The organism is Kitasatospora sp. NPDC058492, assembly GCF_042720685.1.
Classification (GTDB): Bacteria; Actinomycetota; Actinomycetes; order Streptomycetales; family Streptomycetaceae; genus Kitasatospora.
Genome location: NZ_JBHXMU010000037.1, coordinates 1 through 19,447, shown reverse-complemented (window position 1 = coordinate 19,447; position 19,447 = coordinate 1). Strand labels below are relative to the sequence as shown.

Genomic DNA, 19,447 nt, shown 5'->3' with positions numbered 1-19,447 from the left:
GGGGTCAGATCTTCGCCCACGCGTCGGTGAGGCTGGTCCGCAGGATCTGCTCGATCTCGTCGAAGGTCGACTGGTTGGAGATCAGCGGCGGGGCCAGCTGGATGACCGGGTCGCCACGGTCGTCGGCGCGGCAGTACAGGCCGTTGTCGAAGAGGGCCTTCGACAGGAAGCCGTAGAGGACGCGCTCGACCTCGTCGTCGTTGAACGACTCCTTGGTGACCTTGTCCTTCACGAGCTCGATGCCGTAGAAGTACCCGTTGCCGCGGACGTCGCCGACGATCGGCAGGTCGCGCAGCTTGTTCAGGGTGCCCAGGAACGCGGCCTCGTTGTCGAGGACGTGCTGGTTCAGGCCCTCGCGCTCGAAGATGTCGAGGTTGGCCAGCGCCACCGCGGAGGAGACCGGGTGGCCGCCGAAGGTGTAGCCGTGCAGGAAGGTGTTGTCACCCTTGTAGAACGGCTCGGCGAGGCGGTCCGAGATGATCGTGGCGCCGATCGGGGAGTAGCCCGAGGTCATGCCCTTGGCGCAGGTGATCATGTCGGGCTGGTAGCCGAACTTGTCGGCGCCGAACATGGTGCCCAGACGGCCGAAGGCACAGATGACCTCGTCCGAGACCAGCAGCACGTCGTGGCGGTCGCAGATCTCGCGCAGGCGCTGGAAGTACCCGGGCGGCGGCGGGAAGCAGCCACCGGCGTTCTGCACCGGCTCGACGAAGACGGCGGCGACGGTCTCGGCGCCCTCGTTGAGGATGGCCACCTCGATCTCGTCGGCGCACCAGCGGCCGTAGGCCTCGGGGTCGACCGTGCCGTCCGGGCCTTCGAGGAAGGCGGGGGCGCGGTAGATGTTGGTGTTCGGGGCCTTGTGGGTGCCCGGCACCAGCGGCTCGAACGGGGCCTTCAGGCCCGGCAGGCCGGTGATCGACAGGGCGCCCTGCGGGGTGCCGTGGTAGGCGACGGCGCGCGAGATGACCTTGTACTTGGTCGGCTTGCCGGTCAGCTTGAAGTACTGCTTGGCGAGCTTCCAGGCGGTCTCGACGGCCTCGCCGCCACCGGTGGAGAAGAAGACCTTGTTCAGGTCGCCCGGGGCGTAGTTGGCCAGGCGCTCGGCCAGCTCGACGGCCTTCGGGTGGGCGTAGCTCCACACCGGGAAGAAGGCGAGCTCCTTGGCCTGCTTGGCGGCGGCCTCGGCCAGCTCCTCGCGGCCGTGGCCGGCCTGGACGACGAACAGGCCGGCGAGGCCGTCGAGGTACTTGCGTCCCTTGTCGTCCCAGACGTAGGTGCCTTCGCCCTTGACGATCGTCGGCACGGGGGAGTTCTCGTACGACGACATGCGGGTGAAGTGCATCCACAGGTGGTCGTAGGCGGTCTTGGAAAGGTCCTTCTGCGCCGGGTCGGCTGTCATCGGGTGCCCCAGGTGTAGGTCTGTTTCCGGAGCTTCAGGTAGACGAAGCTCTCGGTGCTCCGCACGCCGGGAAGCGCGCGGATGCGCTTGTTGATCAGTTCGAGCAGGTGCTCGTCGTCCTCGCAGACCAGTTCGGCCAGGAGGTCGAACGAGCCTGCGGTGCAGACGACGTAGTCGACCTCGTCGAGGGCGGCCAGCGCGTCGGCGACGGGCTCGATGTCGCCCTCGACCCGGATGCCGACCATCGCCTGGCGGGTGAAGCCGACGGTGAGCGGGTCCGTGACGGCGACGATCTGCATCACGCCCTGGTCGAGCAGCTTCTGGACGCGCTGGCGCACGGCCGCCTCGGACAGGCCGACGGCCTTGCCGATGGCGGCGTACGGGCGGCGTCCGTCCTCCTGGAGCTGCTCGATGATCGCCTTGGAGGCGGCATCGAGGGGAACGCTCGCGTTCCGGTCGCGGTTGGCCACGCCGCCACTGTGCCTGATCGTTCCCCTGTTCGCAAGCGAGGAATCTGCTGATTTCGTCGCAATCTTGGAATCCGCGTACGGATTTCATCGCCTACGCGCACCGCACCTGTCGATACCGGCAGTCATGCGGCTACCCTGGCACGGTACGCGCGCAGCCCCGCAGCGCAGCGCGCGTTCCCCCAAACCAGTGGACCGCGCCGTCCAGGGCCCGGCCACCCGACACCCTTCGTGCGCCGGACCCGCCGACGTACCATGGCGCCGGAATCTGCAACGCCGCAGGCCCAGACCGAGGAGAGACCCCGTGAGCGACCTTCGCACGCTGCGCAACTACATCAACGGTGAGTTCGTCGACGCGGCGGACGGCCGCACGCTCGACATCGTCGACCCCACCACCGGTGAGGCCTACGCGACGTCCCCGCTGTCCGGTGCCTCCGATGTGGACGCCGCGATGGCCTCGGCCGCTGCCGCCTTCCCGGTCTGGCGCGACGCCACCCCGAGCACCCGCCAGAAGCTGCTGCTCAAGATCGCCGATGCGGTCGAGGCCCGGGCCGACGAGCTCGTCGACGCGGAGGTCCGCAACACGGGCAAGCCGCGCGGGCTGACCCTCTCGGAGGAGATCGGTCCGATGGTGGACCAGATCCGCTTCTTCGCCGGTGCCGCCCGCATGCTGGAGGGCAAGGCCGCCGGGGAGTACATGGACGGGATGACCTCGATCGTCCGCCGCGAGCCGGTCGGCGTCTGTGCCCAGGTCGCGCCGTGGAACTACCCGATGATGATGGCCGTCTGGAAGTTCGCCCCGGCCATCGCCGCGGGCAACACCGTCGTCCTGAAGCCCTCGGACACCACCCCGGCCTCCACCGTCCTGCTCGCCGAGATCATCGGCGGCGTGCTGAAGGACCTGGAGCTGCCGGCCGGCGTCTTCAACGTGATCTGCGGCGACCGCGAGTCCGGCCGGCTGATGGTCGAGCACAAGACCCCGGCGATGGCCTCCATCACCGGTTCGGTCCGGGCCGGCATCCAGGTCGCCGAGTCCGCCTCCAAGGACGTCAAGCGCGTCCACCTGGAGCTGGGCGGCAAGGCCCCGGTCGTGGTCTTCGAGGACGCCGACATCGCCGAGGCCGTCGAGGGCATCTCGGTCGCGGGCTACTTCAACGCCGGCCAGGACTGCACCGCCGCCACCCGCGTGCTGGTGCACGAGTCGATCCACGACGCCTTCGTCGAGGCGCTGGCCAAGGCCGCGGCCGAGACCAAGACCGGCGGCGTGGACGACGAGGACGTGCTGTACGGCCCGCTGAACAACGCCAACCAGCTGAAGCAGGTGGCCGGCTTCATCGAGCGGCTGCCCACCCACGCCAAGATCGAGGCCGGTGGCCACCAGGTCGGCGAGAAGGGCTACTTCTACGCCCCGACCGTCGTCTCCGGCCTGCGGCAGGACGACGAGATCATCCAGAACGAGGTCTTCGGCCCGGTCATCACCGTGCAGAAGTTCACCGACGAGGACCAGGCCGTCGACTACGCCAACGGCGTCGACTTCGCGCTGGCCTCCTCGGTGTGGACCAAGGACCACGCCCGCGCCATGCGGATGTCGCGCCGGCTGGACTTCGGCTGCGTCTGGATCAACACCCACATCCCGCTGGTCGCCGAGATGCCGCACGGCGGCTTCAAGAAGTCCGGCTACGGCAAGGACCTCTCCGCGTACGGCTTCGAGGACTACACCCGGGTGAAGCACGTCATGACCGCGATCTAGCGGGTCGTGGCGGTCGGGCGCTGTATGACCGCGATCTAGCGGGTCGTGGCGGTCGGGCGCTGTATGACCGCGATCTAGCGGGTCGTGGCGGTCGGGCGCTGTATGGCCGCGATCTGATCGCATGTCCATCGTGTGAACGGACAATGGGCCCGGGTCCTTTCGACCCGGGCTCGGTGTCTTTGCATCCTGTCGGCCGTTCGCGTGACCGGCTGACAAGATGAAACTGCACTTCGGGGCCGCGACTCCCTAGCCTTACCGGCATGAGCATCCCCACCGCTGACTCAGCCGCCGGCCAGGCGGTCAAGGCCGCCGACCGCGCGCACGTCTTCCACTCGTGGTCCGCCCAGGCGCTGATCGACCCCCTCGCGGTGGCCGGCGCCGAGGGCTCGTACTTCTGGGACTACGACGGCAACCGCTACCTCGACTTCTCCTCGCAGCTGGTCAACACCAACATCGGCCACCAGCACCCGAAGGTGGTCGCCGCGATCCAGGAGCAGGCGGCGAAGCTCTGCACCATCGCCCCCGGCTTCGCGGTCGAGGCGCGCAGTGAGGCCGCCCGGCTGATCGCCGAGCGCACCCCCGGTGACCTCGACAAGATCTTCTTCACCAACGGCGGCGCCGAGGCGGTCGAGAACGCCGTCCGGCTGGCCCGGCTGCACACCGGCCGGCAGAAGGTCATGTCCGCCTACCGCTCGTACCACGGCGCCACCGCCAACGCGATCGCCCTCACCGGCGACCCGCGGCGCTGGGCCAACGAGACCGGCGTCTCCGGCGTGGTGCACTTCTGGGGCCCGTACGCCTACCGCTCCAACTTCCACGCCGAGAACGAGGCGCAGGAGTGCGAGCGCGCGCTGGAGCACCTGGAGCAGGTGATCGCCTTCGAGGGCCCCGGGACGATCGCGGCGATCATCCTGGAGACCGTGGTCGGCACCGCGGGCATCCTGATCCCGCCGGCGGGCTACCTGGCCGGGGTGCGGGAGATCTGCGACCGCTTCGGCATCGTGTTCATCCTCGACGAGGTGATGGCCGGCTTCGGCCGCACCGGCGAGTGGTTCGCCGCCGACCACTGGGGCGTCACCCCGGACCTGCTGACCTTCGCCAAGGGCGTCAACTCGGGCTACGTCCCGCTGGGCGGCGTGGCGATCAGCGCCGAGATCGCCGCCACCTTCGCCGAGCGGGCGTTCCCGGGCGGGCTCACCTACTCCGGCCACCCGCTGGCCTGCGCCTCGGCCGTCGCCACCATCACCGCCATGGCGGAGGAGGGCATCGTCGAGAACGCCAAGCACATCGGCGAGACCGTGCTCGGCCCCGGCCTGCGGGAGCTGGCCGAGCGGCACCCCTCGATCGGCGAGGTCCGCGGCCTCGGCGTGTTCTGGGCGCTCGACCTGGTGAAGGACCGCGGGACCCGCGAGCCGCTGGTCCCGTACAACGCGGCCGGCCCCGCCAACGCGCCGATGGCCGAGCTGGCCGCCGCCTGCAAGCAGCGCGGGCTCTGGCCGTTCGTCAACATGAACCGCCTCCACGTCGTCCCGCCGTGCACCGTCACCGAGGAGGAGGCCAAGACCGGTCTCGCGGTGCTCGACGAGGTGCTGTCGCTCGCCGACGCGCACACCGCCTGACGTACCGACCGGACGGCCCCGGGTGTCGCGCACGCCCGGGGCCGTCCCACGCTCCGGAGGCCTTCCCCATGCCCAGCAGCACCACCCCGACCCGCCCCCACAACTCCCGTACGATCCGCCGGCGTTCGGTGCTCGGCGGGGCCGCGCTGCTCGGCGCCGGCACGCTGACCGGCTGCGGCATCCCGTCCGCGTACGTCGCCGAGGACCGCCGCTCGGTCCAGGACCGCTCGGACCGCGAGCAGCGGCTCGCCTTCTCCAACTGGACCCAGTACATCGACACCGACGACCAGGGCCGCCGGCCGACCCTGGACGCCTTCACCGAGCGGACCGGCATCGCGGTCACCTACACCGAGGACATCAACGACAACGACGAGTTCTTCGGAAAGATCAGCCCGGTGCTCACCCAGGGCGCCGACCCCGGCCGGGACCTCATGGTGGTCAGCGACTGGATGGCCGGCCGGTACGTCTCGCTCGGCTGGGTGCAGGCCATGGACCGGGCCAACCTGCCCAACGTCACCGCCAACCTGGACCCGCAGCTCGCCGACCCGGCCTTCGACCCCGGGCGCCGGCGCAGCGTGCCCTGGCAGTCCGGGATCACCGGCATCGCGTACAACCGCAAGGCGCTCGGTCGGGAACTGAAGTCGACCGCGGACCTCTGGGCGCCCGATCTCAAGGGCCGGGTCACCCTGTTCGCCGGGCTGGACGAGGCGCTCGGGCTGCTGATGCTCGCCCAGGGTGCGGACGTCTCCCGGTTCGGCGAGGACGACGCGCACCGGGCGATGGACACCGTGCAGAAGATGGTCGACACCGGCCACATCCGCCGCTTCACCGGCAACGACTACACCAGCGACCTCGCCTCCGGTGCCGCCGTCGCCTGCCAGGCCTACTCCGGCGACGCCGTCCAACTGACCGCCCAGAACCCGGACATCGAGTTCGTGGTGCCGCAGGAGGGCGGCGAGCTGTGGGCGGAGAGCCTGATGATCCCCAACCGGGCCCGGCACAAGCGCAACGCCGAGCTGCTGATCGACCACTACTACCAGCCCGAGGTCGCCGCCGAACTCGCCGCGTTCGTCCAGTACATCTGCCCGGTGCCGGCCGCCCGCGAGGTGCTGGCGGCCAGCGGCGACAAGGACAAGGCCGAACTGGCGGAGAACCCGCTGCTCTTCCCGACCGACGAGATGCGCGCCCGGCTGCACACCATGCGCGACGTCACCTCGGCGGAGCGGCCCGAACTGCACAAGGTCTGGGGGCGCATCACCGGCGTGTAGGCCACCGGCGGTCAGCGGTCAGCGGTCAGCGGTCGGCGGTCAGCGGCGGACGGCGTCCAGGGCGAGCAGCGCCACGTGCAGGGAGAGGCAGGACTCCACCTGGTCGAGGTCGACGCCGAGGATCCGCTCGACCTTGTGCAGGCGGTCGTAGAAGGACGGCCGGGACAGGTGCGCGGCGTCGGCCGCCGCCGACTTGTTCCGGCCCTGCTCCAGGTAGATCCGCAGCATCTGCACCAACTGGCCGTTGTGCTCGGCGTCGTGGGCCAGCAGCGGGCCCAGCTCCCGTTCCACGTAGGTCTGCAGCCGGGCGTCGTCGCGCAGCAGGTGGAGCAGGCCGCGCAGCCGGACGTCCGGCAGCCGGTAGTACGAGGCGGCCCGGCCGCCGGGCGCGTCGTGCAGGGCCGCGTCGGCGACCTGGGTGGCCTCCAGCAGGGTGCGCCGGGCGTCCCGGACGGAGCCGACCGAGGAGCCGACCGCGACCACCGGGGCGGGTGCGGCGGCGGCGTCGTCCCGGCCGGCCTCGGCCGACATCCGGCGCAGCGTGGCCGAGAAGGCGTCCAGGGCGGCGTGCTCGTCCTGCTGGGTGCCGAGCGTGATCAGCACGCCGACGCCCTCGTCGTCCAGCGCGCCGACCAGGGCGGAGAGTCGGCAGGCCCGGACGGCTCCCGCGGCGAGCTCGGTGAAGTCGCGCAGCCGGGCCTGCGCCTCCAGGGCGGCCGGGATCGGGCCGCGCCGCTGCCGCAGCACCACTCCGACCAGCCGGCGGCCCTCCAGCGGGACGCCGAGCGCCTGGGCGCGCAGGGCCACCTCGGAGACGGTCAGCGCGTGGGTGAGGATGCCGGACAGCAGGGTGCGGTGGGTCTGCCGCTCCAGGCTCTCCCGGTCGCGCACCACCAGCCGGTTGAGCGCCAGGGCGGAGGCGCCGCGTTCCAGCAGCATGGTGTGCGGGTGGGCCTCGTTCTCGGGCAGCGGGCCCGGATCCTGCACCAGCACGAGTCGGCCCCAGTCCTGGCCGCGGGCGCCGACCGTGGTCACCAGCCAGCCGCTGCGCGGGTCGTGCCCGGTGCGGCCGGGCGGGCGGACCCCGCGGGAGCGGCGCTCCCAGTCCTCCAGCAGTTCGACCTCCGGGCGGCCGGCGGTGTCGTGGGCGAGCACCTGGTGCGCGAGGTTCTCCAGGACGACCGGCGCGCCCGCCATCCGGGCCACCTGGCGGATCACCTCGGGCGGCTCGGCGCCCTCCACCACCAGCTCGTTGAACACCTGGTGGACGGCCTCGGAGACGCGCAGCTGCTCCAGCTGGGCGTTGACCACCAGCGCGTGCACGGCCTCGGTGACGGCGACGAAGCGCAGCTCGCGGCGGAGCGTGATCAGCGGCAGGCCGCGTTGTTCGGCGGCGTGCACCAGGGCGCGGGGCAGCGAGTCGAAGTAGCGCCGGCCGTACTCGACGACCAGTCCGGCGACCCCCACCTCGTCCAGTTCGCGGATGTAGCGGGCCAGGCCCTCGCGGTCGTCGGGCAGCGCGATGCCGGTGGTGAGCACCAGTTCGCCGCCCTGGAGCATCCCGGCGACGTCGGGCAGTTCGCTCACGTGGACCCAGCGGACCGGCCGCTCCAGGTGGTCGGCGCCGGCGACGACCTGGGGCAGGCCGCGCCGCATCACCTCCAGGTCGAGCACGCGGGCGACGGTGGGGAGCATCGCGGGCCTCCAGGGCCTTGAGGGACCAGAGTGTCAGGTAAATCATCCATCGCGGCGACGACCTGTCGCCCTCGGTGAACCCTTGCACCCTGTAAGGCCCTACCCACCGAGGTTGTCGGAGTGACCCTTGTCACGCCGGGGCGGCAACGGGCATGGTCAGCGGGTCGGCTGTGGCGAAAAACAGACCTCACGCCGGAATCCATCGCGTTGCCGGAATGCAACAGCGGAATCCCTTGTCCGGAGTCCGCCGGACTGCCAGGATCGCGCAACCCCGGTGATCAGCCGGTCGGATTCCCCCACCGCACAACCGTGAGAATCGCCGTGGCAGTCGACCCACCGGCACTTGGAGGAACCAGATGGACCTGACCGACTTCGGCGCGGGCGCGCAGTACATCGCGGGCCGTCGGACCCGGGGGAGCGGCGAGCCCTTCCAGGTCGTCAACCCCGCGGACGGCAGCGTGGTCGAGCAGGTCGCCCTGGCCACCACCGGCGAGGTCGACGCGGCCGTGGCCGCCGCGAAGGCGGCCCTGCCCGGCTGGTCCCGCGCCACCCCCGGCGCCCGCTCCGAGGCGCTGACCGCACTGGCCGCCGTCCTGACCTCGGCGAGCGCAGACCTCGCCCGGGTGGAGACCGCGCAGACCGGCAAGCCGGTCAAGCTGGCCACCGAGTTCGACGTCCCCGGCACCATCGACAACGTGGCGTTCTTCGCCGGCGCCGCCCGCAACCTGGAGGGCAAGGCGGCCGGCGAGTACTCCGGCGACCACACCTCCTACGTGCGCCGCGAGGCGATCGGCGTGGTCGGCTCGATCTCGCCGTGGAACTACCCGCTGCAGATGGCCGCCTGGAAGGTCCTGCCGGCGATCGCGGCGGGCAACACCATCGTGCTCAAGCCGTCCGAGCTGACCCCGCTCACCTCGCTGATGTTCGCCCGGGCCTGCACCGAGGCGGGCATCCCCGACGGCGTGGTCAACGTGGTCACCGGCGCCGGACGCACCACCGGCGAGCACCTGGTCGCGCACCCGGACGTCGCCATGGTGTCCTTCACCGGCTCCACCCCGGTCGGCCGCAGGGTCGCCGAACTCGCCACCGCGAGCGTCAAGCGCACCCACCTGGAGCTCGGCGGCAAGGCCCCGTTCGTGGTCTTCGACGACGCCGACCTCGACGCCGCCGTGCACGGCGCGGTCGCCGCCTCGCTGATCAACGGCGGCCAGGACTGCACCGCCGCCACCCGCGCGTACGTCCAGCGCCCGCTGTACGACGCGTTCGTGGCCGGCGTGGCCGAGCTGTACGCCGCGATCCGGATCGGCGACCCGCTCAACCCGCACACCGACCTCGGCCCGCTGGTCTCGTACACCCACCGGGACCGGGTGGCCGGCTTCGTCGAACGCGCCCGCTCCTACGCCACCGTGGTCACCGGCGGCCGCGCGCCGGAGAAGGGCCACGACGGCACCGACCTCACCCGCGGCGCGTACTACGCGCCCACCCTGATCACCGGCGCCGCCCAGGACAGCGAGGTGGTCCAGGGCGAGATCTTCGGCCCGGTGCTCGTCGTGCTGCCCTTCGACACCGACGACGAGGGCCTGCGGCTGGCCAACGACACCCCCTATGGCCTGGCCGCCTCCGCCTGGACGGGCAACGTGCACCGCTCGCTGCGCGCCACCCGGGAGATCGCGGCCGGGTGCGTCTGGGTCAACGACCACATCCCGATCATCAGCGAGATGCCGCACGGCGGCTACAAGGCGTCCGGCTACGGCAAGGACATGTCCCAGTACTCGCTGGACGAGTACACCCAGGTCAAGCACGTCATGTTCGACACCACCGCGGTGGCCCGCAAGGACTGGCACCGCACCGTCTTCGGAGACAGATAACCCCTGCCCAGGGGCGCGCCGCCCCCAGGGCGCCCCGATTCGACCTCTTACCCCCAGGAGGCCCGTTCCATGGCGTTCAACGAGTTCACCGACGGTCTGCCCGAACCGGTCCGCAAGGCCTGGGAACGCAGCCAGACCAGCGGCCGGGCCGCGATCGGCCGCCGTACCCTGCTGCGGGCCGCCGCGCTGACCGCCGGTGCGGGCACGCTGGCCGCCTGCGGGATCCCGGCGGCCAGGACCGTCGGCGGCGACTCGACCGCCAACGCCGCCAAGGACCTCTCGGACACCGAGAAGGTGGTCAACTTCTCCAACTGGCCGCTGTACATCGACACCGACGAGAAGGACAAGGAGAAGCACGGCACCCTGGACGCCTTCACCGCGGCCACCGGCGTCAAGGTCAGGTACAACGAGGACGTCAACGACAACGTCGAGTTCTTCGGCAAGGTCAAGCCGCAGCTCGCGGCCGGCCAGGACACCGGCCGCGACCTGATGGTCCTCACCGACTGGATGGCCGCCCGGATGATCCGGCTCGGCTGGGCGCAGAAGCTCAACCCGGCGAACGTCACCACCGCGATCACCACCATCGACTCCCGCTTCCGCGCCCCCGACTGGGACCCGGGCCGGCTGTACTCCTACCCGTGGGCCGGCATCCAGGTCGTCATCGCCTACAACAAGAAGGCGACCAAGGGGAAGGAGGTCACCAGCGTCTCCCAACTGCTGGACGACCCCGACCTCAAGGGCCGGGTCACCTTCCTCTCCGAGATGCGCGACAGCATCGGGATCACCCTGCTGGACCTGGGCAAGGACCCGGCGAAGTTCACCGCCGACGACTACGACGCCGCCGTCGCCCGGCTGCAGAAGGGCGTCGACAGCAAGCAGATCCGCCGTTTCACCGGCAACGACTACGGCCAGGAGCTGTCCTCCGGTGACATCGCGGCCTGCGTCGCCTGGGGCGGTGACCTGATCCAACTGCGCGCCGACAACCCGGACATCGAGTTCGTCATCCCGGAGAAGGGCTACGTCTCCTCGACGGACAACATGCTGATCCCGGCCCGGGCGCAGCACAAGGCGAACGCGGAAAAGCTGATCGACTTCTACTATCAGCCGAAGATCGCGGCGCAGCTGGTCGCGGGCATCGGCTTCGTCTCCGCCGTCACCGGGATGAAGGACGAACTCGCCGCCCTCGCCCCGGACAGCGCGGCCAACCCGCTGGTCGTACCCACCCCCGAGATGGCGGCCAAGTCGCACGTGTTCCGCACCCTCACCGAGACCGAGGAGAGCGACTTCGAGCAGAAGTTCTCCAAGCTCATCGGCGCCTGACCCCCCACGCGCGGCCCACTCCCGGCAGAGAACCCAGGAAGACACCCATGACAGACCAGCAGCGCGACGCGGCCGCCGGCGGCGACGTCCGCCTCACCGGCATCGGCAAGACCTACGGCGCCTTCACCGCCGTCCACCCGCTCGACCTCACCGTCCCGCAGGGCTCCTTCTTCGCCCTGCTCGGCGCCTCCGGCTGCGGCAAGACCACCACCCTGCGCATGATCGCCGGCCTGGAGGAGCCCACCAGCGGCACCGTCCTGATCGGCGGCCAGGACGTCACCGCCCTGCCCCCGTACAAGCGGCCGGTGAACACCGTCTTCCAGAGCTACGCGCTCTTCCCGCACCTCGACATCTTCGAGAACGTCGCCTTCGGCCTGCGCCGCCGCGGCCGCAAGGACGTCAAGAAGCAGGTCGAGGAGATGCTGGAGCTGGTCGAACTCGGCCAGTACGCCCGGCGCAAGCCGCACCAGCTCTCCGGCGGCCAGCAGCAGCGCGTCGCCGTCGCCCGTGCCCTGATCAACCACCCCCAGGTGCTGCTCCTCGACGAGCCGCTCGGCGCACTCGACCTCAAACTCCGCCGCCAGATGCAGCTGGAGCTCAAGCGGATCCAGACCGAGGTCGGCATCACCTTCGTGCACGTCACCCACGACCAGGAGGAGGCCATGACGATGGCCGACACCATCGCGGTGATGAACGGCGGCCGGGTCGAGCAACTGGGCGCCCCCGCCGAGCTGTACGAGAACCCCGCCACCACCTTCGTGGCCAACTTCCTCGGCCAGTCCAACCTGCTGCCCGCCGAGGTCACCGGCACCGACGGCGGCGACCTGCTGCTCACCGCGGCCGGCGTCCGCCTCGCCGTGCCCAAGGCGCGCTGCGCCACCGAGGCCAGGCAGGTCCACCTGGGCGTGCGCCCCGAGAAGATCACCATCGCGCACGCCTCCGCCGAGGTCGCCGACGGCCGCAACCGGCTGGCCGGCACCGTCCTCGACTCCAGCTTCATCGGCGTCTCCACCCAGTACGTGGTGCGCACCGACGGCGGCCAGGAGGTCACCGTCTTCGAGCAGAACATGGAGCGCGACGCCCGGATCGTCCCCGGCGCGCCCGTCCTGCTGCACTGGAACCCGGCGCACTCCTTCGCCCTGGACGCCGCGCAGGCGATCGACGCGGGCACCGCGGAGGAGGCCGCATGACCACCACCACCCCGGCCGCTCCGTCACAGGTCATACCGCTCGCGGAACCGGCACGGAAGCCGAAGCGCAAGCTCACCGCGTACTGGCTGCTGCTGCCCGGCATCGCCTGGCTCGTCGTCTTCTTCGCCGTCCCGATGGTCTACCAGGCGTCCACCTCGCTGCAGACCGGCTCGCTCGAAGCGGGCTTCAAGGTCACCTGGCACCTCGCGACCTACTGGGACGCCCTGGTCGAGTACAAGTGGCACTTCGTCCGCTCGTTCTCCTACGCGGGCATCGCCACCGTGCTCTGCCTGGCCGTCGGCTACCCGCTCGCGTACACGATCGCCTTCAAGGCGAGCAAGCGCTGGCGCAACGTCATCCTGATCCTGGTCATCGCGCCGTTCTTCACCAGCTTCCTGATCCGCACGCTGGCCTGGAAGACCATCCTGTCCGACGGCGGGCCGGTGGTCGGGGTGCTCAACACCCTGCACGTCCTGGACGTCACCAACGCTCTCGGCCTCACCTCCGGCGACCGGGTGCTCGCCACGCCGCTCGCCGTGGTCTGCGGTCTCACCTACAACTTCCTGCCGTTCATGATCCTGCCGCTGTACACCTCGCTGGAGCGGATCGACCCCCGCCTGCACGAGGCGGCCGGCGACCTGTACGCCCGGCCGTTCACCACCTTCCGCAAGGTCACCTTCCCGATCTCGCTGCCCGGCGTGGTCGCCGGCACCCTGCTCACCTTCATCCCGGCCTCCGGCGACTACATCAACGCCCAGCTGCTGGGCTCGCCGAGCGAGCAGATGGTCGGCAACGGCATCCAGAAGCAGTTCCTGAACGTGCTCGACTACCCCACGGCTGCCGCACTGAGCTTCATCCTGATGGCCCTGATCCTGGGCATGGTGACGGTCTACATGCGCAAGGCCGGGACGGAGGAACTGGTCTGATGTCCCGGATTACCAAGTGGATACGCGCCCACCTGGTGGTGCTGGCCGGCGTGCTGGCCCTCGCCTACCTGGTGCTGCCCAACCTGGTCGTGCTCGCCTTCTCGTTCAACAAACCGGTCGGCAAGTTCAACTACGAGTGGAACGAGTTCTCCACCGACGCCTGGACCAACCCCTGCGGCGTGGCCGACATGTGCCAGTCGCTCTCGCTCAGCCTGCAGATCGCGGTGCTCGCCACCATCGGCGCCACCGTGCTCGGCACCATGGTCGCCTTCGCACTGGCCCGCTACCGCTTCCGCGGCCGCTCGGCCACCACCGCGATGATCTTCCTGCCGATGGCCATGCCCGAGGTGGTCATGGCCGCCTCGCTCGGGACCCTGTTCCTCAACATGCGCATCCCGTTCGGCTTCACCACCATCCTCATCGCGCACATCATGTTCTGCCTCAGCTTCGTGGTGACGGCCGTCAAGGCCCGCGTGATGAGCATGGACCCGAGGCTCGAACAGGCCGCCCAGGACCTCTACGCGACCCCCATCCAGACCTTCCTGCGGGTCACCCTGCCGCTGGCCGCCCCCGGCATCGCGGCGGGAGCGCTGCTCAGCTTCGCGCTCTCCTTCGACGACTTCATCATCACCCAGTTCAACTCGGGCCCGACCACGGTCACCTTCCCGATGTTCGTCTGGGGCGCGTCGCAGCGCGGCATCCCGGTACAGGTCAACGTCATCGGCACCGCGATGTTCATCGCCGCCGTCGCGCTGACCGTCGCCGGCCAGTGGCTGGGCAACCGCCGGAAGGCCACCGCCTGACGTACGGTCGGGTGTGGTGGCCGAACAAACCATCGCCTAAGTACAGAAAGTGGCTGATAATGCATGGACTCCGCCCGCGCACTCAGTGACGCCAGGCCCACCCCCTTCTGGCTGGAGGATCCGGGCCGGCCGGCGGCACTGCCCGCCCTGGTCGGCGACACCACCTGCGACCTGCTGGTCGTCGGCGGCGGCTACTCCGGCCTCTGGACCGCCCTCATCGCCAAGGAACGCGACCCCTCGCTGGACGTCGTGCTGGTCGAGGGCAACGAGGTCGGGTGGGCCGCGTCCGGGCGCAACGGCGGATTCTGCGCGGCCAGCCTCACCCACGGCTTCGGCAACGGCCTGCAACGCTGGCCCGCCGAACTCGCCCAGCTGGAACGCCTCGGTGCCGCCAACCTGGACGGCATCGAGGCCACCCTCAAGCGCTACGGCATCGACGCCGAGTGGGAGCGCACCGGCGAGATCGACGTCGCCACCCAGCCGCACCAGGTCGAGGAACTCCACGAGATCGCCGAGGCCGTCGCCCGGTACGGCTTCGACATCACCGTCCTGGACGCCGACGAGCTGCGCGCCGAGGTCGACTCGCCGACCTTCCTCGGCGGCCTCTGGGACAAGGAGGGCGTGGCGATGGTCCACCCCGCCAAGCTCGCCTGGGGCCTGCGGGACGCCTGCCTCGGCCAGGGCGTGCGGATCTTCGAGCACACCCGGGCCACCGACCTGCGGGAGTACGGCAGCGGCATGGCCGTCCGCACCCCGTACGGACGGGTCTTCGCCCGGCGCGTCGCACTCGGCACCAACGTGTTCCCGTCGCTGGTCAAGAGGGTCCGGCCGTACATCGTGCCGGTGTACGACTACGCGCTGATGACCGAGCCGCTCAGCGACGAGCAGCTCGCCGCGATCGGCTGGCGCGGCCGGCAGGGACTCGGCGACAGCGCCAACAAGTTCCACTACTTCCGGCTCTCCGCCGACAACCGGATCCTGTGGGGCGGCTACGACGCCGTCTACCACTACGGCGGCCGCGTCCGGCACGAGTACGACCAGCGGCCGGAGACCTTCCGTACGCTGGCGAACCACTTCTTCCGCTGCTTCCCGCAGCTGGAGGGCCTGCGGTTCACCCACGCCTGGGGCGGCGCCATCGACACCTGCAGCCGGTTCTCGGCGTTCTTCGACACCGCCTACCGGGGCAAAGTCGCGTACGCGGCCGGGTACACCGGGCTCGGCGTCGGCGCGACGCGCTTCGGCGCCGAGGTGATGCTCGACCTGCTGTCCGGCGAGCGCACCGAGCGCACCTCGCTGGACATGGTGCGCAGCAAGCCGCTGCCGTTCCCGCCCGAGCCGGTGCGCTGGGCCGGGATCGAGATCACCACCCGCTCGCTGGAGCGCGCGGACCGCAACGGCGGCCACCGCAACCTCTGGCTGCGCACGCTCGACCGCATGGGGCTCGGCTTCGACAGTTGACCTCGCTGTCCGTGAGCTGACCTCGCCATCCCTGCTATCCGTGTTATCCGTGCTATCCGCGTTATCCGTGTAAGAGAGACCCGCCGTCCGCCTCTCCTTGGTGACGGCGGGTCTCGGTCTCCCCGCCGCGTCCCGACCAGGACGATCCGACCGGAACCAGCGGCAAGAAGCGGGGACAGACATGGAGAGCACCGGACTGCACTGGCTCGCCCAGGTGGCAGCGGACCCGGAGGCCTTCCGGGAGCAATGGGAGCGCACCGGGCTGGGGCTGATGCTGCTACCGGCCGGCCGCCGCTGGGACGTCCTCTCCGTCCCCGGACGGCTCGGGCGCCCGGCCCTGGAGATCCTGGACCCCGGCTCCTGCGGCCCCGTCCTCACCGACTTCGGGGACGAACACGTCAGCTTCCTGGTCCCCGTCGGCACCGCCGCCCGCTGGATCGGTACGGGCGTGCGCAGCGCGGGGGAGGGTACCTGGATCGTCGTCCCGCACCCCGAGCGCCGCAGCCGCGGGGTGCGCTGGCTCGTCCCGCCCGACGGCTCCGGACGGCTCAACGACCCGGTGCTGCTGGAGCTCGCCCTGCACGAGGCCGCGGCCGGGCTCAGCGGCTGGTGATCCCCCGGTCCGGACTCCGGCCCCCGGCCGGCGGTGGCGCGCGGGGCGGGCGGTCGCGTCAGACTGGAAACGTGACCACCGCCCCGGACGCCGTCGACGCGCCCCTTCGACCGGGCCACACCCAGCTGCGCCTCGCCGCACTGGCGGCCCCCGTCTGCGACCGGTACGGGCTCGCCCTGGCCGGTGGGCACGCGCTGCGCGCCCACGGCGTCGCGGCCTGCCCGCAGGACGGACTCACCCTGGTGACCGGTGGGGCCGACCTGCCGGAGGTGGCCGCCGCGCTGGGCGAGGCCTACCGCGCGGCCGGCGGCGGGGTCGCCGAACGCCCGGGCACGCCGCGGCTGGAGCAGCTCACCGTCCGGCTCGCGCTCGGCGGGCGGTCGCACTCGGTGGAGCTGCGGAAGGAGCCGCTGGCGCACCGGCCGGTGCGCTTCGACCTCGCCGCGCCCCCGCCCGGCGAGCCGGCGGTGGCGCTGTCGGCGGCCCTGCCGGTGGCGCTGCCGGTCGTCCTGCCAGTTGTGCTGCCGGTCGTCGCCCTGGAGGACGCCGCCGCGCTCACGACCGCGCTGCTGGTGGACCGTGGCATGCCGCGGGACCTGGTCGACGTGCACGCCCTCACCGACTGCTACCGGGAGGGCGAACTCATCGCGCTGGCAGGCGAATTGGACGCGGACTTCCAGCCCGCGGCGCTCGCCGACCGGCTGGAGACGCTGGCCGAGGCGGCGGACGGCCGGTTCCGGGCCCGGGGTGTCGCGGCACGCGCGGTCGGCGGGCTGAAGCGGTGGGCGCTCGCCTGGGCCCAGGACCTGCGGCTGGACCTGCTGGAGACCCAGGAGGCGGCCGACGGTCTGCACGACCCGTACCTGGAGGACGAGGAGTCCTGAACGCGGGGTGGCGGCGCTTCGTCCTCGCGCGTTCCTCCTGGCGCGTTCGTCCTGCCGCGTTCGTCCTGCCGCGTTCGTCTTGCGGGGTCGTCTTTGCGGGTCCGGCTTCACACGTTCGTTCGTGCCCCCTCACCCATTCGGCCGAGCAACCGGACGACCTGTAAGGCTGAATCCGCGATCCCCGTCAGCCTGTTCGTTGAGGCCTGGCGCGGCGGGCACCAGACTGGAGACGAACGCGGTAGCCCCGTGAATCCCGTCGCCCGGCCCACTCGCGGGCGGCGCCAGACAGGACCGGCGGCAGGACGCCGCCCGGGACTTCGGAGGCAGACGGACTTGAGCAAGCACATCACTCACTGGATCGGCGGCGAGCCCGTCGCCACCGCCGGCGCGGCGCCCCGCCGCGGTGACATCTTCGACCCGGCCACCGGCCAGGTCGCCGGCCAGGTCGACTTCGCCGGGATCGCCGAGGTCGACCAGGCCGTGGCCGCCGCCGCCTCGGCCTTCGCCGAGTGGCGCACCGCCTCGGTCGCCAAGCGCACCACCGTGCTGTTCGCCTTCCGCGAGCTGCTGAACGCCCGCCGCGACGAGCTGGCCGCGATCATCGTGTCCGAGCACGGCAAGGTCCACTCCGATGCGCTCGGCGAGATCGCCCGCGGCCTGGAGGTCGTCGAGTACGCCTGCGGCATCCCGCAGCTCGTCAAGGGCGGCTTCACCGAGCAGGCGTCCACCGGCGTCGACGTCTACTCGATCCGCCAGCCGCTCGGCCCGGTCGCGATCATCTCGCCGTTCAACTTCCCGGCCATGGTGCCGATGTGGTTCTTCCCGCTCGCCATCGCGGCCGGCAACACCGTCGTCCTGAAGCCCTCGGAGAAGGACCCGTCCGCCGCCAACTTCCTCGCCGGGCTGTGGAAGGAGGCAGGCCTGCCGGACGGCGTCTTCAACGTCGTGCACGGCGACAAGGCCGCCGTGGACCGCCTGCTGGAGCACCCGGACGTCAAGTCCGTCAGCTTCGTCGGCTCCACCCCGATCGCCCGCTACGTCTACGAGACCGGTACGCGCTACGGCAAGCGCGTGCAGGCCCTGGGCGGCGCCAAGAACCACATGCTGGTCCTGCCCGACGCCGACCTCGACCTGGCCGCCGACGCCGCCGTCAACGCGGGCTTCGGCGCGGCCGGCGAGCGCTGCATGGCCGTGTCCGTCCTGGTCGCGGTCGACCCGATCGGCGACGAGCTGGTCGACAAGATCAAGCAGCGGATCGCCACCCTGAAGGTCGGCCCCGGCTGCAACGGCGACTCCGAGATGGGCCCGCTGGTCACCGGCCAGCACCGCGACAAGGTCACCTCCTACGTCGAGTCCGGTGTCGCCGACGGCGCCGAGCTCGCCGTGGACGGCCGCAAGCACCCGGTCACCGCCGAGGACGAGAACGGCGCCCCGACCTCGGACGGCTTCTGGCTCGGCCCCACCCTGTTCGACCACGTGAAGCCGGGCATGTCCGTCTACAACGACGAGATCTTCGGCCCGATCCTCTCCGTCGTGCGCGTCGCCTCCTACGACGAGGGCCTGGCGCTGATCAACGCCAACCCGTACGGCAACGGCACCGCCCTCTTCACCAACGACGGCGGCGCGGCCCGGCGCTTCCAGTTCGAGGTGGAGGTCGGCATGGTCGGCATCAACGTGCCGATCCCGGTCCCGGTCGCCTACTACTCCTTCGGGGGCTGGAAGGCCTCCCTGTTCGGCGACGCCCACGCGTACGGTCCGGACGGCGTGCAGTTCTTCACCCGCGGCAAGGCCGTGACCCAGCGCTGGCTGGACCCCTCGCACGGCGGCATCAACCTCGGTTTCCCCACCAACAGCTGATCCCCCGCCCCGCGGTCGTGCCGGCCGGACCCCTCTCCCCGGGGTCCGGCCGGCCCTTTGCACCCCGTTTGCATCCGGTCGCGATCACGCGTAGAGTTCTTCGAGCTGCCTGGCTGGGAGCACCGGACACGCATCTCCGCGCGGACGGTCCCGGGGTAGCCAATCCTTTTGAAACACCATTTCCTGGTTCGGGCTGGGTCGCGTCTTGTCGCGGCTTGGTTCTTATTCGGCGTGTTCGTTTTATTGGATTGCGGCCGATTCGCTTTTCGGAGCAGGGATCGGCTAGAGTTTGAAACGTCGGACGGGGCGTCAAGCCGCAGAAGACACCAG

Annotated in this window: 15 protein-coding genes; 12 read left to right on the top strand and 3 right to left on the bottom strand. The window is 70.9% G+C overall.

Features of this window, described 5'->3' with window-relative positions; translation table 11 throughout:
• Positions 1-4: 4 nt before the first annotated feature.
• Positions 5-1,399 (bottom strand): aspartate aminotransferase family protein, encoded by a 1,395-nt coding sequence (locus ACFWPI_RS23655; RefSeq protein WP_063347661.1) that lies wholly within the window; start codon positions 1,397-1,399, stop codon positions 5-7.
• Positions 1,396-1,869 (bottom strand): Lrp/AsnC family transcriptional regulator, encoded by a 474-nt coding sequence (locus ACFWPI_RS23650; RefSeq protein ID WP_030243538.1) that lies wholly within the window; start codon positions 1,867-1,869, stop codon positions 1,396-1,398. Before ACFWPI_RS23650 ends, ACFWPI_RS23655 begins: the two co-directional genes overlap by 4 nt.
• A gap of 301 nt (positions 1,870-2,170) precedes the next feature.
• Here ACFWPI_RS23650 and ACFWPI_RS23645 point away from each other — a divergent pair, with 301 nt between their 5' ends.
• The 3 genes from ACFWPI_RS23645 (at position 2,171) to ACFWPI_RS23635 (ending at position 6,503) form a co-directional block, all read left to right on the top strand.
• Positions 2,171-3,616: a gamma-aminobutyraldehyde dehydrogenase gene (locus tag ACFWPI_RS23645; RefSeq protein ID WP_380377507.1), complete on the top strand. Its 1,446-nt coding sequence runs from the start codon at positions 2,171-2,173 to the stop codon at positions 3,614-3,616.
• Positions 3,617-3,876: 260 nt separating this feature from the next.
• Positions 3,877-5,235, top strand: coding sequence for an aspartate aminotransferase family protein (locus ACFWPI_RS23640; RefSeq protein WP_380377505.1), 1,359 nt, complete (start codon positions 3,877-3,879; stop codon positions 5,233-5,235).
• A 68-nt stretch (positions 5,236-5,303) separates the two neighbouring features.
• Complete coding sequence (locus ACFWPI_RS23635; protein ID WP_380377503.1) at positions 5,304-6,503, top strand: spermidine/putrescine ABC transporter substrate-binding protein; 1,200 nt, start codon at positions 5,304-5,306, stop codon at positions 6,501-6,503.
• Between the two features lie 39 nt (positions 6,504-6,542).
• Here ACFWPI_RS23635 and ACFWPI_RS23630 read toward each other — a convergent pair whose 3' ends face one another.
• Positions 6,543-8,198, bottom strand: a complete 1,656-nt coding sequence (locus ACFWPI_RS23630; protein ID WP_380377501.1) for a PucR family transcriptional regulator — start codon at positions 8,196-8,198, stop codon at positions 6,543-6,545.
• 356 nt (positions 8,199-8,554) lie between these two features.
• Between ACFWPI_RS23630 and ACFWPI_RS23625 the strand changes: the two genes are divergently transcribed.
• From ACFWPI_RS23625 to ACFWPI_RS23585, 9 genes are all read left to right on the top strand, one after another.
• Positions 8,555-10,066 carry a gamma-aminobutyraldehyde dehydrogenase gene (locus ACFWPI_RS23625; RefSeq protein ID WP_380377499.1) on the top strand — a complete coding sequence of 504 codons (1,512 nt, stop codon included), beginning with the start codon at positions 8,555-8,557 and terminating at the stop codon, positions 10,064-10,066.
• A 69-nt stretch (positions 10,067-10,135) separates the two neighbouring features.
• Complete coding sequence (locus ACFWPI_RS23620; RefSeq protein WP_380377498.1) at positions 10,136-11,386, top strand: spermidine/putrescine ABC transporter substrate-binding protein; 1,251 nt, start codon at positions 10,136-10,138, stop codon at positions 11,384-11,386.
• Between the two features lie 47 nt (positions 11,387-11,433).
• A complete protein-coding gene (locus ACFWPI_RS23615; RefSeq protein ID WP_380340579.1) occupies positions 11,434-12,576 on the top strand; it encodes an ABC transporter ATP-binding protein in 1,143 nt (380 codons plus the stop codon).
• Positions 12,573-13,502, top strand: coding sequence for an ABC transporter permease (locus tag ACFWPI_RS23610; RefSeq protein ID WP_350882859.1), 930 nt, complete (start codon positions 12,573-12,575; stop codon positions 13,500-13,502). The genes ACFWPI_RS23615 and ACFWPI_RS23610 overlap by 4 nt, the downstream gene beginning before the upstream one ends.
• The gene (locus ACFWPI_RS23605) at positions 13,502-14,305 is read left to right on the top strand and encodes an ABC transporter permease (RefSeq protein ID WP_380377495.1); all 804 of its coding nucleotides are present in this window, start codon (positions 13,502-13,504) and stop codon (positions 14,303-14,305) included. The genes ACFWPI_RS23610 and ACFWPI_RS23605 overlap by 1 nt, the downstream gene beginning before the upstream one ends.
• A 63-nt stretch (positions 14,306-14,368) precedes the next feature.
• Positions 14,369-15,763 (top strand): NAD(P)/FAD-dependent oxidoreductase, encoded by a 1,395-nt coding sequence (locus tag ACFWPI_RS23600; RefSeq protein ID WP_380377494.1) that lies wholly within the window; start codon positions 14,369-14,371, stop codon positions 15,761-15,763.
• A 181-nt stretch (positions 15,764-15,944) separates the two neighbouring features.
• Entirely contained in the window at positions 15,945-16,376 is a 432-nt protein-coding gene (locus tag ACFWPI_RS23595) for a hypothetical protein (protein WP_063347650.1), read from the top strand.
• A 71-nt stretch (positions 16,377-16,447) separates the two neighbouring features.
• Positions 16,448-17,260, top strand: coding sequence for a hypothetical protein (locus ACFWPI_RS23590; RefSeq protein WP_380377492.1), 813 nt, complete (start codon positions 16,448-16,450; stop codon positions 17,258-17,260).
• A gap of 333 nt (positions 17,261-17,593) precedes the next feature.
• Positions 17,594-19,117, top strand: a complete 1,524-nt coding sequence (locus ACFWPI_RS23585; RefSeq protein ID WP_350882849.1) for a CoA-acylating methylmalonate-semialdehyde dehydrogenase — start codon at positions 17,594-17,596, stop codon at positions 19,115-19,117.
• Positions 19,118-19,447 lie beyond the last annotated feature (330 nt).